The sequence below is a fragment of the Oryzisolibacter sp. LB2S genome (assembly GCF_040732315.1).
GTDB lineage: Bacteria > Pseudomonadota > Gammaproteobacteria > Burkholderiales > Burkholderiaceae_C > Alicycliphilus > Alicycliphilus soli.
Genome location: NZ_CP160388.1, coordinates 1,713,795 through 1,729,876, shown reverse-complemented (window position 1 = coordinate 1,729,876; position 16,082 = coordinate 1,713,795). Strand labels below are relative to the sequence as shown.

General features: G+C 69.2%; 13 protein-coding genes. 5 read left to right on the top strand and 8 right to left on the bottom strand.

Annotated elements, in window-relative coordinates:
• Positions 1–12: 12 nt before the first annotated feature.
• Both ABUE11_RS08175 and cydD read right to left on the bottom strand, forming a co-directional pair.
• Positions 13–1,674, bottom strand: a complete 1,662-nt coding sequence (locus ABUE11_RS08175) for an ATP-binding cassette domain-containing protein (protein WP_367068785.1) — start codon at positions 1,672–1,674, stop codon at positions 13–15.
• 34 nt (positions 1,675–1,708) lie between these two features.
• Positions 1,709–3,388, bottom strand: a complete 1,680-nt coding sequence (cydD, locus tag ABUE11_RS08170) for a thiol reductant ABC exporter subunit CydD (protein ID WP_367068549.1) — start codon at positions 3,386–3,388, stop codon at positions 1,709–1,711.
• Positions 3,389–3,601: 213 nt separating this feature from the next.
• Between cydD and ABUE11_RS08165 the strand changes: the two genes are divergently transcribed.
• The 5 genes from ABUE11_RS08165 (at position 3,602) to ABUE11_RS08145 (ending at position 7,881) form a co-directional block, all read left to right on the top strand.
• A complete protein-coding gene (locus ABUE11_RS08165) occupies positions 3,602–3,958 on the top strand; it encodes a hypothetical protein (protein ID WP_367068548.1) in 357 nt (118 codons plus the stop codon).
• Positions 3,959–4,204: 246 nt separating this feature from the next.
• A complete protein-coding gene (locus ABUE11_RS08160; protein ID WP_367068547.1) occupies positions 4,205–5,122 on the top strand; it encodes an ABC transporter substrate-binding protein in 918 nt (305 codons plus the stop codon).
• Positions 5,106–6,107 carry an iron chelate uptake ABC transporter family permease subunit gene (locus tag ABUE11_RS08155; RefSeq protein WP_367068546.1) on the top strand — a complete coding sequence of 334 codons (1,002 nt, stop codon included), beginning with the start codon at positions 5,106–5,108 and terminating at the stop codon, positions 6,105–6,107. The genes ABUE11_RS08160 and ABUE11_RS08155 overlap by 17 nt, the downstream gene beginning before the upstream one ends.
• Positions 6,108–6,112: 5 nt before the next feature.
• Positions 6,113–7,123, top strand: a complete 1,011-nt coding sequence (locus ABUE11_RS08150) for an iron chelate uptake ABC transporter family permease subunit (RefSeq protein ID WP_367068545.1) — start codon at positions 6,113–6,115, stop codon at positions 7,121–7,123.
• Positions 7,120–7,881, top strand: coding sequence for an ATP-binding cassette domain-containing protein (locus ABUE11_RS08145; protein WP_367068544.1), 762 nt, complete (start codon positions 7,120–7,122; stop codon positions 7,879–7,881). The genes ABUE11_RS08150 and ABUE11_RS08145 overlap by 4 nt, the downstream gene beginning before the upstream one ends.
• Before the next feature lie 48 nt (positions 7,882–7,929).
• Here ABUE11_RS08145 and ABUE11_RS08140 read toward each other — a convergent pair whose 3' ends face one another.
• The 6 genes from ABUE11_RS08140 to imuA all read right to left on the bottom strand — a co-directional run bounded on the left by ABUE11_RS08140 (position 7,930) and on the right by imuA (position 16,005).
• Entirely contained in the window at positions 7,930–8,859 is a 930-nt protein-coding gene (locus ABUE11_RS08140) for a pseudouridine synthase (RefSeq protein WP_367068543.1), read from the bottom strand.
• Positions 8,860–8,877: 18 nt separating this feature from the next.
• Complete coding sequence (locus ABUE11_RS08135) at positions 8,878–9,702, bottom strand: ATP-binding protein (RefSeq protein WP_367068542.1); 825 nt, start codon at positions 9,700–9,702, stop codon at positions 8,878–8,880.
• A gap of 57 nt (positions 9,703–9,759) precedes the next feature.
• The gene (locus tag ABUE11_RS08130; RefSeq protein WP_367068784.1) at positions 9,760–10,473 is read right to left on the bottom strand and encodes a response regulator transcription factor; all 714 of its coding nucleotides are present in this window, start codon (positions 10,471–10,473) and stop codon (positions 9,760–9,762) included.
• A gap of 276 nt (positions 10,474–10,749) precedes the next feature.
• The gene (locus tag ABUE11_RS08125) at positions 10,750–13,926 is read right to left on the bottom strand and encodes an error-prone DNA polymerase (RefSeq protein WP_367068541.1); all 3,177 of its coding nucleotides are present in this window, start codon (positions 13,924–13,926) and stop codon (positions 10,750–10,752) included.
• Positions 13,923–15,275 (bottom strand): DNA polymerase Y family protein, encoded by a 1,353-nt coding sequence (locus ABUE11_RS08120; protein ID WP_367068540.1) that lies wholly within the window; start codon positions 15,273–15,275, stop codon positions 13,923–13,925. Before ABUE11_RS08120 ends, ABUE11_RS08125 begins: the two co-directional genes overlap by 4 nt.
• Positions 15,241–16,005, bottom strand: a complete 765-nt coding sequence (gene imuA, locus ABUE11_RS08115) for a translesion DNA synthesis-associated protein ImuA (RefSeq protein WP_367068539.1) — start codon at positions 16,003–16,005, stop codon at positions 15,241–15,243. The genes ABUE11_RS08120 and imuA overlap by 35 nt, the downstream gene beginning before the upstream one ends.
• Positions 16,006–16,082: the final 77 nt, after the last annotated feature.

The following is a 16,082-nucleotide window of genomic DNA, read 5'->3' as shown; positions in this document are numbered from 1 at the left end:
TGCGAAATGGGTTTAGTCGGGCCTCAACGCGGCCAATGCGGTGCTGAAGCCGGCGCTGCCCCGCAAGAACTCTGCCTCGATGCGGCCGCTGCGCAGGACCAGCAGACGGTCGGCGAGTGCAGCCTCGCGTCTGAGGTGGGTGGCCATCAGCCAGGCCCGGCCCGCACCCAGCACGTCGAGCCGCGCAAGCACATCCTCGGCGGTTGCCGCATCCAGCCCTTCGGTCGGCTCGTCGAGCAGCCACAGCGGATGGGGTTGGAGCAGCAGGCGAGCCAGCGCCAGGCGCCGCGACTGCCCGCCCGACAGGCCAAGCCCACCCTCGCCGAGCCGGGTATCGAGCCCAGCTTGCATACCTCGAATCTCGGATGCGAGACCTGCCGCTTCCAGCGCATGCCAAAGGGACGCATCGGTAGCGTCAGGGTTGGCCAGCAAGAGGTTGTCGCGCAGGCTGTCCTGGAAAAGGTCGGTGCGCTGGCTCAGCCATGCATGGGGCAGCGAACGGACCATTCCCTCACGCGGCATCAACTCGCCTGCCGCCACAGCCATGAGCGTCGACTTGCCCGCGCCGCTGGAGCCGACGACCGCGACACGTGCTCCGGACACCAGGGCCAGCGAAAGGGACTGCAGGGCATCCACGGGGCTGTCTGGATAGCGCACCGACACCTGATGCAGAGTGATCGCATAGCCTGCATCGGGAGATACGCCGGATGAGAATGCCGCCTCGCCTTCGGCGCAATGTGGCGACAGGCGCCGCGCAGCCAGCCATGTGCGCCCAGCCTCCAGAACGCCCCGCCGCAGTGCCGCGAACGGCTCCATCGCCGTCAGCGCGATCAGCAGAGCCAGCGCCGCGCCAGCGGTGCCGATCCGCCCCTGGTCGACCAGCACACCGACGCCCAGCAGCACAAGGGCCAGGGTAAGGCTGCCAGCGATGCCAAAGGCTGCACCAGCGGATATATCCAGGCGGTGCAGAAGCCGGTCGGCACGCGCCAGGCTGCGATCCGTCTGCTGGAGAGCCTCGCACTGGCCAACCAAACGTCCGGCCATGACCAGCTCCGTCTGACCGGACACCAGATCGACGGCCTGGGCGCGCAGGCGCTCGGTGAGCAGAGCACGCCGCGCGGCGGGCAGCCGGGAACGGCGAAGCACTGCCACAGCCACGGCAGCGCCAAGGACCACGACCCAGATGCCCAGCGCGATGCCAAGCCAGGGCGCCATGGCGCCGAGGACCACGGTGCCGAGAATCGCCGCGCCCAGCGCAGCCCCGGCGGGCACCAGCAGGCGAAGGTAGAGGGACTCCAACGCATCGAGGTCGCTGGTCAGGCGAAACAGCGCACGTGCCGGGCGGCGCAGCAGATCCTGGATGCTCCCTGCTCCTGCCCAACTCCGGAATATGCGCTCGCGCAGTTGCGCCAAGGCAGCCAGCGTTGCATCGTGCGTGACGATCCGCTCGCCATAGCGTGCAGCCGTACGCCCCAGCGCCAGGAGGCGGATGCCGGCCGACGGCGCGAAGACATCGAACGTCAGTGCGGTGGTGACCTGCAACCCTGCGATCGCAGTTGCGGTGATGAACCAGCCCGACAAACCGAGAAGGCCCATGCCCGCCAGAACGGTCAACGCGGCCAGCACGGCGCCCAGCGCCATGCGGCGAGAAGATCCGGCCAGAGTGGCCCGCATTGCGGGCAGCAGGATCGATACGGCCACGGCAGCTCTACGCGCCATGCCATCCTCCCTGAATGGGCTCCGAGACATCGGCAGCCGCCGACAGATCAACGACGCGATCCATGCGTGCCGCAAGCGCGGGATCGTGGGTCGCCACGATCAGGGTGCGCCTGTGGGCCAGGGCCACGAGGGACTCGATGACCTGCTCGGAGGTTTCCGTATCCAAGTGTGCCGTCGGTTCATCCGCGAGCAGCAGATCGGCATGGGGCGCGGCCATCAGGCGTGCCAAGGCCAGACGCGCAGCCTCACCGCCCGACAGGCCCGTCCCGCCCTCACCCAGCGAGGCGCCGGGGTACGCTTGCGCCACCTTGTCCAGCCTTGCCCACTGGATCGCCTGGCGCACCTGCGTGTCCCCCACGGCCGCTCGTCCGAGGGACACGTTGTGCCGAACCGACCCGGAAAACACATGGGAGCGTTGCGCCATCCAGGCCATGCGCTCACGCAACCACCGCGCCGATGTTGCCGTCAACGCCACCCCATCGATCTCGATGCGGCCTTGGGACGCCGGCAGAAGCCCGGCGATCAACGACATCAGAACCGTTTTTCCGACTCCGCTGCCGCCCAACAGCGCGACATGCTCCCCCGGCTTCACGTCCAGGGAGAAGCTCTGGAAGACAGGCGTCTCGTCGGAGAAAGCAAATGCGAGGTTCTCGATCCTGACCCGCGGCGGCAGCCCGGCTGCCGATGCTTGCGGCGTACATGGGGCGCTGTGTGCTCCGTCCAGCAAAGGCAATCCACCCACATGAAGTCCATCCAGGGCGTCCATCGCAGCGATGCCAGCAGCCCGGTCATGCCAGACGGACGCCAGCTCCCGCAAGGGCTCGAAGAAGGCTGGCGCCAACAACAGAATGAACAGCCCTTGCGCCAGACCGAGGCGTTGTCCCCAGGCGCCGAAGTCCAGATACCCCAGCAGGTGGAACCCGACGTAGGCCGCCACCATCGCGACACCCAGGGCCGCAAACAGCTCCAGCACCGCGGACGACAGGAACGCGATGCGCAGCACACGCATGGTTCTCTGGCGCAGGTCTTCGGCGCTGGCCCGCAAGCGGCGTGCGGTGGCCTCTGTTCTGCCCAGCGCGCGCAGTGTCGGCAGGCCGCGCAGGCGATCGAGCAGGAAAGCGTTCATGCTCCCCATCTGCAGCCACTGCGCCTGGCTGGCGGCCCGGGCCCGCCAGCCCACGATCACCATGAACATGGGAATGAGAGGAGCCGCCAGCACAAGCACCGCTGCCGCGGCCCACGAGTACCAGGCCACCGGCAACAGTATCAGCACCGGCATGAGACGTACGCGCCACATCGCGCCCTGGTAGCGCGTCTGCCAGGGAAGGATCGCATCGGCCTGCTCTGCCAGCGCACTCGCGGCCGTGCCGGCATGTGCTCGGTCGCGATCCAATGGAGAACGCGCAGCCAAGGCGGCAAATGCATCTGCACGCCATTGGCTCAGGCGCTCACGCGCCGTATGGAACATGCGGCCAGCGCTCCAGGCTTCGAGCCAGGCACGCAGCGCACCCGCAAACACAATGCCGGCTGCCGGCCACAGAACACCGGCCAACCCTGAGCCGCTTTGCAGACGTGCCACGGCCAAGGCAATCAAGGCCGCCTGTGGCAGCCACAGGATCGGACTGATCGCATGAACCAAGCTGGCCGCATCAAGCTGCGAATCCGACATCGACTGGCGCCTGGGTGGAGGCAACTCACCTGGCATGCCTCAACACCCCCGGCCTTGCGCTGCGCCGTCCATCGTGGTCATGCTCAGGCCACCGAGCTGGTCGGTTCATCGAAGAACGCTTGAATGTGGGCCAGGGACTGCATGTCGAACTCCTTGCGCAGGATCCTTGGCGCCATTTTATATTAGTTATGCCTAAACTATGGAAACCCGAATATGGGCCATCCGAGACACTGCGCAAGAGCAACCAGCGGTTCAGTCAGGAAGGCGCGGCCCAGACACCTGGGCTTTCACGTTCTGTATCTGTGGAACGGCAGCAAGCGCCGGTTCATCCCCGACTTCCTGGTGCGTTTCAAGTCCGGCAAGACGCTGGTGCTGGAAATCAAGGGCGAGGATTCTCCGCAGGACCAGGCCAAGCGGCGCGCACTCGACCAGTGGGTGCAGGCCGTCAATGCCCAGGGCGGCCTGGGCCTGTGGGCCTGGGATGTGGTGGTGGGCAGTGCAGCCGGCATGCAGGACGTGATGGATCGACACGCCCGCATGGACGGCACCGGCGAGGCCGCCGCACAGTGACCCCGCAGGCGCAGGCCGCTTGATGGGTTCACGGGTTCAGAACATGCCAGTCCCATCGTCGCGCCTGCGGTTCGCGCGCGCCGGCCCGCGTCGCAGGATGGTCACGATGCCCTTGGGTTTGCGCAACTTTACAAGGGGACAATCCCGTATTGAGAATTATTCCCACACAATACCCGCCATTGCGCCGGTGCATTGCACCGGCGTTCTGTGAAGGATTTAGCAAAGGGAGTACCGATGACTGTGGGAATGAGTCGCCGCCGCGCGCTGGGCGGTCTGGGTGTGATCGTGACCATGCCCTGGGCGGCAGCCCGGGCGAATGAGACGCTGAAGGTCAAGGACAACACGGGCGAGGTGACCATGCCGCTCAAGCCCCGCACGGTGCTGGTGTACGACCTGGGTGCGCTGGACATCATCCGCAGCCTGGGCGGCCAGGTGCGTGGCGTGCCCAACCAGGCCATGCCCGACATGCTGGCCGAGTACCGGGACACGGCCCGCTACGCGCCCATAGGCAGTCTGTTCGAGCCCGACTACGAGAAGGTCAAGGCGCTCAAGCCCGATCTCATCGTCGCCGGCAACCGCACGCTGCCCAAGATTGCCGCACTCAAGGCCTTCGCGCCGGTGCTGGACGTGACCATCGACAACCGCAACCAGTTGGCCCATGTCTACCGCAACATCCGCAGCATCGCCGCCATCTATGACGTGCCGGACAAGGGCGAGCAGCAGATCCGCGAGATCGACGCGGCCATTGCCGACACCAAGACGAAGGCCTCCGGCAAGGGGGGCGCGCTGTTCCTGATGACCAATGGCGGCAAGCTCAGCGTCTACGGCCCGGGCTCGCGCTTCGACATGCTGTACACGACGTTCGGCGTGCAGCCGATCCCGGACCGGATCGAGGTGTCCAGGCATGGCCAGACCGTGTCGTTCGAGTATCTGCTCAAGGTCAACCCCGACTGGTTGCTGGTGCTCGACCGCGACGCGGCCATCGGCCAGGACGGCGGCGCCGCGCGGCAGCTGCTCGACAACAAGCTGGTGCACGCCACCCGGGCCTGGCGCAACAGGCACGTGGTCTACCTGAACGCGGCCCAGTGGTACACGCTGTCCAACGCCGGTCCGACGGCGCTCAAGGAGAACCTGCGACAGTTATCCGATGCATTTGCGCTCTGATCGCGGCGCCGGGCGGCGCGCGCTGTGGGCGTGGACGGGGGCCTTCGCGGCCCTGTGCGCGCTGGCGCTGTGGAGCCTGTCCGTGGGCGTGAGCGATGTGTCGTGGAACACGCTGTGGTCGCGCAGCGAGGACGACATGGTCGCCCAGGTACTGATGTATTCGCGCGTGCCGCGCACGCTGGCGCTGGTGCTCGCCGGCAGCGCCATGGCCGTGGCCGGGCTGTTGATGCAGATGCTGGCGCGCAACCATTTCGTGGAGCCGTCGACCATGGGCACGGCGGAGTCCGCCACCCTGGGCCTGCTCCTGACCATGTTGTGGGTACCGCACTGGCCGGTGCTCGCCAAGATGGGCGTGGCGGCCACGACGGCGCTCGCGGGCTCGGCGCTGTTCATGGCGCTGCTCGCGCGCATCCGCCTGCGCTCGGCCTGGATCGTGCCGCTCGTGGGCCTGATTCTGGCGGGGGTGATCGAGGCGGCCACAACCTTTGTGGCCTACCAGCACGACATGATCCAGTCCGTGCGCGCCCTCTCCAACGGCGACTTCTCCACCATGGTCGAGGGCCGCTACGGCATGCTGTGGATCTCGCTGGGCGCCACGGCGCTGGCCTGCCTGGCGGCCGATCGCTTCACCGTCGCCGGGCTGGGCGAATCGTTCGCCACCAGCCTGGGGCTCAACTACGGGCGCCTGGTTCTGCAGGGTCTGCTGGTGGTGTCGCTGGTCACGGCCTGCATCGTCGTCACCGTGGGGGCCATCCCTTTCGTGGGGCTCATCGTGCCCAATGTCGTGCGGCTGCTGCAGGGCGACAACGTGCGCCGCAGCGTGCCGTGGGTGGCCGTCGCCGGCGCGGCGCTCACGCTCGCCTGTGATCTGCTGGGGCGTCTGGTGATTGCGCCCTACGAGGTGCCCATGGGAACGGTGATGGGCGTGGTCGGCAGCGCGCTGTTCCTGTGCCTGTTGCTGCGCCAGCGCCGGCTGGAGGGCTGAGAGGCATGACACAGCCATCGACCACAATTGCTTCACCTGCCCTGCCCGACGGCCAACCCAGCACCGCGCCGTGGCGCCGTCGTGACCTGCGGCTGTGGCTGCTGGCGCTCGCGGCGCTGCTGGCCGGCGTGGCGTTCATGACGCTGGGCGTCGAGGTGGACTGGCGCTTTGTACTGCAGCACCGGGGCATCAAGCTGCTGGCCATGGTGGCCGTGGCCGCCGCGCTCGGCATGTCCACCGTCGTGTTCCAGACGGTCACGCACAACACCATACTCACGCCGGCGGTGATGGGGCTGGATGCGCTCTACCTGTTCCTGCAATCCGTGCTGGTGCTGGTGTTGGGCTCGGCCGGCGTGGTGGCGCTGGGTGCGGCCTCGAAGTTCGGGCTGGAGCTGGCGCTCATGGTCCTGCTGTCGGTGGCGCTGGTGCGCTGGCTGTTCAGCGGCAACACCAACGGACTGCACCTGATGCTGCTCGTGGGCATGGTCATGGGAATCTTGCTGCGCAGCCTCACGAGCTTTGCCATGCGGATGATCGATCCCAACGAGTTCGGCTCGCTGCAGGACCGCATGTTTGCCAACTTCAACACCATACACACCGAACTGCTGCTGCCCGCCGGGCTGCTGCTGCTCATGGGCGCGGCCTACTTCTGGCGGCGCCGCCATGTGCTGGACGTGCTGGCCCTCGGGCGCGATGCGGCCATCAACCTCGGCGTGCATTACCGGCGCGAGGTGCTGCGCCTGCTGACCGGCGTCTGCACCCTGGTGGCCATCTCGACGGCGCTGGTCGGGCCGGTCACCTTCCTGGGCCTGCTCGTGGCCAACATGGCCTACCAGTGGATGGGCACGCGCCGTCACGCCTGGGTGCTGCCAGCGGCCGTGCTCTGGGGCGTGCTGCTGCTGCTGGGCGGGCAGGTGGTGCTCGAGCAACTCCTGGGTTTCAACTCCGCCCTGTCCGTGGTGGTCGAGTTCATCGGCGGGCTGGCTTTCATTTACCTGCTTTTGCGCAAGACATGATCACAACCCACGATGCCACCAAGCGCCATGGCAACACCACCGTGCTGCATGGCGTGAGCGTAGAGATTCCGGCCGGGCAGTTCACGGCCATCATCGGCCCCAACGGCGCGGGCAAGAGCACGCTGCTGTCGCTGATCAGCCGGCTCATGCCGCTGTCGAGCGGCAGCGCCATCGTGGGCGGCATGGACGTGGCCCACACCGCGAGCGACGCGCTGGCGCGGGTGCTGGCCATCCTGCGCCAGGACAATCAATCGACCTTGCGCCTGACGGTGCGCGACCTGGTCGGCTTCGGGCGCTTTCCCCACAGCAAGGGGCGCATGACCGCTGACGATGTGCGCCACGTGGATGACGCACTCTCATTTTTGCAGCTGGAGCCGCTTGCTGGGCGCTACCTGGACGAGCTTTCTGGCGGGCAGCGCCAGAGAGCCTACATCGCCATGGTGCTGTGCCAGGACACGCCCTATGTGCTGCTCGACGAACCGCTCAACAACCTGGACATGGCCCACGCCGTCACCATGATGCGGCTGCTGCGCCGCCTGGTGCGCGAGCGCGGCAAGACCGTGGTGGTGGTGCTGCACGACATCAACTTCGCCAGCGGCTACGCCGACCACATCATCGCCATGAAGGACGGCCGCGTGGCCCATGCCGGAGCGCCCGCGGACGTGGTTCAGGACGCCGTGCTCAGCGCGCTGTTCGGCATCGACGTGAGCGTGCACGAGCTGGGCGGCGGGCGGCGCCTGTGCCATTACTTTGCGTAGGGCGCCCGCGCGTGTCGAGCTGCGGTGTGCCACGCCGCAGCTCGGTGATCAATCGGGCCTATCGAACTCAGCCAGCGGGCGCAGTTGCAGGCGGCTTTCGAAATGCCGCGCCTGGCCCGTCACGGGGTCTGTGAACGTCAGGCTGCGCGCGAGCAGCTGCAGCGGGTTGGAATAGTCGCCCTCGGGCGGGTCGTTGACCTCGGGGTAGAAGGCGTCGCCACACAGCGGCAGGCCCAGGGCCGCCATCTGCACGCGCAGCTGATGGCGCTTGCCGGTCAGGGGCTCGAGGCGGTAGCGCGCCCAGCGGCCCGATTGCTCGAGGATGTCCATCGCCGTGCTCGCGTTGGGCGCGCCGGGCACCTCGTGCATGCGAAAGAAATGCCCGCATTCCTCCAGGCGGCTCTCGTGCAGGCGCGGAAACTGCAAGTCTGCCCGCCAGGGGGCGACGGCCTCGTACACCTTGCGCACGCTGCGCTCGCGAAACAAGGCCTGGTAGCGCCCACGCGTGGCCCGCTGGACGGAAAACAGCACCAACCCGGCCGTGTCGCGGTCTATGCGGTGCACGGGCGAGAGTTCGTGCAGGCCCAGGCGGCGCTTCAGGCGTACCAGCAGCGTCTGCTGCAAGTACCGGCCGGCGGGCACCACGGGCAGGAAATGCGGCTTGTCGGCGACGAGGATGTGCTCGTCCCGGTAGAGCACGGTCTCCTCGAACGGGATGGGGCTTTCGGCAGGCAGCTCACGGTAGTAGTAGTAGCGCAGGCCCGGTGTGAAGCGGGTGCCGGCCTGGGCGGGTCGGCCATGCTCGTCGACTACCTCGGCGGCCGCGAGGCGGCGCAGCCAGTCCTCGCGCGATACCGCGGGCAGGCGCTGCACAAGAAAATCCAGCAGCAGGCCCTGACCCGTGGACGGCAGCACCACGCAGCTCGGGCTCACCCCGTCGCGCACGGGCAGCACGCGTGGGTCATGGCTGTTGTGCATGGTGGTTGTGCAGGGCCGTCAGGAGCGCGCGGGCACGGTCACCTGCACGCACAGACCCTGCCCCTCGGCGGGCAGCAGATCGAGGCGCCCGCCGGCCATCGCCGCGCGCTTGCGCATGCCGGCAATGCCGTGGCCGGCCTCATGCCCCGCGGGCGCATCGGGCAGGCCCCTGCCGTTGTCGATGATCTGCAGCCGCCAGGCGCCGCCCTCCTCCTCGACATGCCGCAGCCGGACCTTGAGGGACGTGGCACCCGAATGCTGGAGCACATTGCTCACGGCCTCCTGCGCGATGGCGGTGAGCTCGCGCGCGGGCGCTCCCACGGGCAGGCTGGCGCCACCGGCATACATGACGTCCCATTGCAGGGCAATGCCGCGCTGGTCCAGGGAGGGCTGGACGCGGTGGCGCAGGCGCGCCAGGCGGTCGGTCAAGGCATCGTCGTCGCCATCCATGGAGTCGACCAGCAGGCGCACGTCCAGCAGACATTGCTCCAGCGCCCGCGCCAGGGGAAGCGCGGCGGGGTTGTCACGGTCGACCATGGCAATGGCATGCACGAGTTGCGAGCCCACCTGGTCATGCAGGTCGCGCGCAATGCGCTGGCGCTCGACCTTGAGTTCGTGGCTCGGTCGCTTGCTGCGCCGCGGGCGCCATTGCAACGCCCTGGGCACCTGCAGGACGATCAGAACACCCAGCACGATGGTCGTCGCCAGGTTCAGGAGCAACCAGAGGTTGGGAGCGGCATGCGCATGCTGGCCGGAGTAAACCAGCCATACGTTGATGGCCAGCTGCACGAGCCAAAGCGCCACACAGGCCAGTGCATACACCGGCGGACGGGTGCGAAACATGATGTAGCTGATCTGGCTGCAGAGCCACCGGGCCCCGCAGCGACGTGAATGACGGGACTAGAACAGGCCGCGCAGCGATGCGAAGCGCACCGCCTGTGCGCGGGTACGTACCTGCAGCTTGCGGTAGATGTTCTTGATATGGGTGTTGACCGTGAGGCTGCTGATCTGCAACTGGTTGCCGATCTCGGCACTGGTGTAGCCGCTGGCGACCATGCGCAGCACCTCTTTCTCGCGTTGCGAGAGGCGCTCGGTCTCATGGTCGGTGGAGGCTTGGGCGGGCGCTGCCGGTGCCGGCTCGGCGGCGGCCGTGGGCGCGCTGTGATCGAAGCGCTGCAACAGACGCCGCGCCAGGTTGGGCGTGATCGACGCGCCACCGTTGACGACCTGCAGCACGGCCTGAGGATAGTTGCCGAACCAGGAGTTCTTCACCAGGTAGCCCGTGGCGCCGAGCTCGAAGGCGTGCAGCACCTGGTCGTCGTTCTCCATGACCGAGATGACGATGGCCTCGGCCTCGGGGCGCATGGTCTTGAGGTACTCCAGAAGCTCGAAGCCCTCGCCGTCGCCGAGATTCAGATCGACCAGGAGCACGTCGAAGTCGTGCTGCTTGATCGCCTTGCGGCCTTCGCGCACGCTCGCGGCCTGCGCGACCAGCAGCGTGCGCTGATCGGCCATGAGCTCCTGGGCGATGACGCGCCGCATATGTGGATCGTCGTCGACGAGCAGCACGCGCGCGGGCTTGTCCACCTGGCCGGTCATGAAATCGGGCCACATGGAGGGGGGACTCTGGTGCACGGCAAATTGCCCGGAACTCGTGGGGTTCTCCTCGGCCGCGGACGAGGGTTGTGTGGCGTTGGCTTCGTTTGAGTTCAACATGCTGTTCTCCAGGCAGTGGTTCTCAGTGACTCACACCATGGCTTGTTGAGTAACCAAAAAATCAAATGACTTCTCGGGTCAATTAGGTCAAGTTACACCGAAACACCTGAATTTACTGCAAAAAACCTTTGTAAGTTACCAAATTAACACTTGGAAACCATTGTAGATTGAAACTCAATGAAACTCGCGGCCGCCCTTCAAGGCCTGCGCCAGCCGCCCCAGCAGCGGCGTGAGATCGACAAAGCGCTGCCCCAGCAGGTGGCGCACGGCCATGCCGGCGCCGGGTTCACCCGTGCATTGCCACACCCCTTCCACGGCCAGCAGGCGTGCGCGCAGCAGCACGTCGCGCCAGCGCTCGAGCAGCGCGGGCCAGACGATGACGTTGACCGAGCCGGTCTCGTCCTCGAGCGTGACGAACATGGTGCCGCCGGCCGAGCCGGGCCGCTGGCGCACGGTGACGATGCCGCAGGCGCGCACGCGCCTCCCCCGTCGCATGTTGCGCAGTTGCAACGCCGTGGCCATGCGCCAGCGCTCGAGCCGTGGCCGCAGCAGGGCCAGCGGATGGCGGCGCAGGGTCAGGCCGGTGGCGGCGTAGTCGAACAGAATGTCCTCGCCCTCGGGGGCCTCGGGCAGTTCCAGGTCCTCTTCGTGCACGGGGGCGTCCCGCAGCAGGGGCAGGCTCTGCAGCTGTGCCGCGGCATCCCACATCTGCTGGCGGCGGTGGCCGGCCAGGGCGCGCAGCGCGTCGGCCGCGGCCAGCGCCTGCATGTCCTGGCGCTGCAGCCTTGCGCGCAGGGCCAGGTCCTGGGCGCTGGCAAAGGGGCCGTCCTGGCGCGCGCGCACCAGGCGCCGGACGGCATCCCTGCGCAAGCCCCACACCAGGCGCAGGCCCAGGCGCACCGCGGGCTGCGGCGCCTGCACCGCGCGCATGGGCTGCGGCGGGCCTTCGAGCGTGCAGTCCCAGTCGCTGGCCGTGACGTCCATGGGCAGCACGCGCACGCCGTGGCGGCGCGCGTCCTGCACAAGCTGGGCGGGCGGGTAAAAGCCCATGGGCTGTGCATTGAGCAGCGCCGCGAGAAAGCAGGCCGGCTCATGCCGCTTGAGCCAGCTGCTCGCATAGGCCAGCAGCGCAAAGCTGTAGGCATGGCTTTCGGGAAAGCCGTATTCGCCAAAGCCCAGGATCTGCCGGAACAGGCGATCGGCAAATTCCTCTGGATAGCCACGCGCGCGCAGGCCTTCCTTGAAGGGCTGCTCGAAGTGGTGCACCCCGCCCTTGCGCTGCCAGGCGGCCATGGAGCGGCGCAGCGCGTCGGCCTGGCCCGGCGTGAAGCCGGCGGCATCGATGGCGATCTGCATCACCTGCTCCTGAAAGATGGGCACGCCCAGGGTGCGCGCGAGCGCCCCGGCGAGCTCCGGATATTGCTGCAGCAGGGGCACGGCCCCGCCCTGGCGGCGCGCCAGCGCACGCGCCTGCAGGTAGGGGTGCACCATGCCGCCCTGTATCGGGCCGGGCCGCACGATGGCCACCTGCACCACCAGGTCGTAGAAGCAGCGCGGCTGCAGGCGCGGCAGCATGCTCATCTGCGCGCGGCTTTCGATCTGGAACACGCCCACGGTGTCGGCGGCGCACACCATGCGATAGGTGGCCGGGTCCTCGCGCGGGATGTCGGCCAGGCCCCAGCGCTCGCCGCGCAGCGCGGCGCGCGCGTCCAGGCAGCGGCGCAGGGCGCTGAGCATGCCCAGGGCGAGCACGTCCACCTTGAGCAGCCCCATGGCATCGAGGTCGTCCTTGTCCCACTGAATGACGGAGCGCCCGGGCATGGCCGCGGGCTCGACGGGCACCAGGCGCGTGAGCGGGCCCTCGGTGAGCACAAAGCCGCCCACATGCTGGCTCAGGTGGCGCGGAAAGCCGCGCAGCTGCTGCGCCAGAGAAAGCCACAGCGTGGCCTGGTGCGCGCTCAGGGGCACGCCCAGGTCCTGGGCCAGGGCCAGCAGCCGCTCCTGCGCGAGCAGGTCGTCGAACCAATGATGGTCCTTGGCAAAGGCGTCCACCAGGGCCGGCGCGATGGCCAGGGCCTTGCCCACGTCGCGCAGCGCGCTGCGCGTGCGGTAGCGGATGACCACGGCCGTGAGGGCGGCGCGATCGCGCCCGTACTTGGCGTAGATGTACTGGATGACGGCCTCGCGCCGCTCGTGCTCGAAGTCGATGTCGATGTCCGGCGGTTCGTTGCGCTCCTTGCTGATGAAGCGCTCGAACAGCATGTGGCCCTGCTCGGGATCGACGGCCGTGATGCCGAGGAAATAGCACACCACCGAGTTGGCCGCCGAGCCCCGCCCCTGGCACAGAATGCCCTGGCTGCGCGCGTAGCGCACGATGTCGTGCACGGTCAGGAAGTACATCTCGTAGCCGCAGTCGGCGATCAGGGAGAGCTCCTTGCGTATCTGCGCCTGCAGCGCCTCGGGCACGCCCTGGGGGTAGCGGGCATGGGCGCCCTCCCAGGTCAGCCAGGCCAGGCTCTGCTGGGCCGTCATGCCGGGCAGCACGGTCTCCAGCGGGTAGCGGTAGCGGATCTCGTCCAGGCTGAAGCTGCAGCGCCCGGCCACGGTCAGCGTGGCGGCGAGCAGCGCCGGCGGGTACAGGCCGGCGAGCTGGCTGCGCGGGCGCAGCCGCTTCTCGGCATGGGGCTGCAGGGCCAGGCCGCAGCCGGCCACGCTCCGGCCCAGGCGCACGGCGGTGATCACGTCCTGCAGCGGCTTGGCCGCGCGCGAATGCAGGTGCACATCGCCCGCGGCCACCAGCGGCAGGCCCAGGCGCGCGCCCACCTCGGTCAGCAGGCGCAGCCACAGCGCGTCGCCCTGCGCCATGTGCAGCTCCACGGCCAGCCAGCATTCATGGTCAAAATGGGCTTTGGCGCTCTCCAGACAAGCGCTGACAGCTATTGAATCAGAAGCATCTGCAAAGGCCTCGCGCCGCGGGGCGAGCAGCAGTTCGCAGCCCCGCAGCAGCGCCCAGGGCGATTGCGCATCGACCACATAGCTGCCCTTGGGCGCGCGTGCGCGCGCGGCGCTGATGAATTCGCACAGGTCGCCCCAGGCCCGGGCGTCGCGCGCCAGGGCCACGATGCGCAGGTCACCCCACAGGAATTCGCTGCCCGCAATCAGCCGCAGCCCGAGCTGCCGGGCCGCCACATGGGCGCGCACCATGCCGGCCACCGAGCATTCGTCCGTCAGCGCCAGGGCCGCGTAGCCCAGGTCATGGGCGCGCTGCACCAGCTCGTGCGGGTGCGAGGCGCCGCGCTGGAAGCTGAAGTTGCTCAGCGCGTGCAGCTCGGCGTAGTCCGGCAGGCTCACGCGTACACCCCCTGCAGAAACCAGGCGCCGCTGGCCCGCTCGCGAAAGATCCAGACGCTGCCGGCCGCATCGTTGTGCGCCACGAAGTAGTCGCGCCGCACCAGTCCCGGGCCGGCCTCGCCCTGCCCGGCAGGCTCCCACCAGCCCGATTCCAGGCGCTGCGGGCCGGCCAGCAGGCGCAGGGGCTGGCCACGCAGGCAGGGGCGGCTGCCCTGGAGCGCGAGCGGCTGCGGCGGGCGCACGAGCCAGGTCGGCAGACAGGTGGGCAGGCCGGTCGGCAATCCCGAGGTGGCCGGCGCCGCGGCCCCAGTCCCCTGCGGCGGCGCAATGGCCGGGTGCCATTGCTGCATGGCCTCGGGGCGGTGGTCGGCGCGCAGGCCCACGACCTGCAGGCTGCCCGCGCCCAGCCGGGCCGAGAGGCGCTCGACGAACTGATGCCAGGGCTCGCCCTGGGTCGCGTCCGGCGCGGGCGGCAGCAGGTCGTGGCTGGCCGGGGCCAGGGGCGCCGTTTGCAGGCTGCGCAGGGCCAGGCGGTTCACGGGCGCGGCCAGGCGCTCATGCGCCAGGCGCTCGGAGAGCAGGCGGCGCAGATGCGCCATGCCCTGCAGCGGCTCGGCCGTGCGCAGCTGCAGCCGCTGCCAGGGCGGCAGCTCGACGCCATCGACGCGGCGCAGATCGTGGCGCCAGGCCAGCTCCAGCGCCAGCACGCCCAGGTGGCGCGCGCACAGCCAGCCCTGCAGCGCATCGAGCAGGCGCTGTCCCGCGCCCAGCAGCGCCGGTGCCGATTCGGCCAGCGCGGGCAGCTCAAGCTCGAGCGCAAACTGCTCGGGCAGCGTGATCCAGTCAAAGCCCTGCGGCGCGTCGCCCCAGGCCTGGTCGAGCGCCAGCAGGCAGGCGCTGCCAAAGCGCCGCGCCACGCCGGCACGCGGCAGCGCGCGCACATCGCCCCAGCTGCGGCAGCCCAGGTGCTGCAGGGCCGCGGCATGCGGGCGCAAGGCCGTGAGCGTGGCCAGGGGCAGGCCATGCGGCAGGCGCTGCGGCAGGGGGCACCCCATGCGCCGCAGGCGCAGCAGTGCCAGGGCCTGCAGGGCCGTGGGGCCGGCGGCCCAGGTGGCCTCGGCCGCCTCGGGCGCCTCGGGCGGATGGACATCGGGCGCCGCCTGGCGCAGCAGCGCCTGCAGCGCGGCGCGCCCGCCCCACAGGCGCTCGGTGCTGCTCACCTCCAGCAGCAGGGCCTCATCCAACAGCGCCACGCGCGGCGTGAAACGCAGCGCCCACCAGCCCTGCGCGGCCGGTGGCAGGCCGGTGGCCCGATCAATGCAGGGCAGCAGCCAGGCCAGCCACAGCATGGGATGCCTCCAGGGGGACGGGCAGCGGTGCTGGCATGGGCGTCGGTGCGGCCATGCCCCGGGCATCGGCCTGGGCCTGGCGCCGCCGCCATGCCTGGGCCTGCAGCAACGCGGCGAGCTGCGCGCCCTGCGCGGGCAGCACCACGGGCTGCAGGGCACTGGGGCCGCGGCGCTTGAGCACATGCACGAGCAGCCGATCGCCCTGCGGCTGCAGCCACAGGCGCAGGGGCGCGGGCGATGCCTGGGCGCGCGCGCCCTCGGGCCGCAGCAGCCACAGCAGCTGCCGGTGCTGCGCGGCCGCCAGCTGCAGCCGGCGCAGCTGGGGCGTGACGAGCTGCGGCAGCCAGGCGAGCACGGCGCGTACGTCGCGGCAGCGCAGCGCCTGCTCGCAGGCCCAGGCCGCGGCCATGGCCGCGCCCGGGCCCGAGGGGCGTATGCAGCACAGGCGCTCTGCGGGCAGGCCCGCGGCCTGCAGCGCCGGGGCAAAGGGCTCGAGCGGCGGCGCCACCAGCACGGCGCGCCCAGGCGCGGCGCCCAGCAGACGCGCCAGCGCCGGCAGCAGCAAGGCCCATTCGCAGTGCGCCTGCGCGGGCAGCAGCAGCTCGGTCAGGCCGCCCAGGGGCCAGCCGCCACCGGGCAGCTCGGCATTGAGCGGCCCATGGCCCGTGTCCAGCACCGGCTGGTCCGCCTGCGCCCAGGCGCTGGCGCGCCAGACACCGGGAATGGTCAAGGACGAATCACAAAGGGCCACGGGCATCACCTCGAATACTGTTTAAATATACAGTATTCGAGGTGATGTGTCTTTTG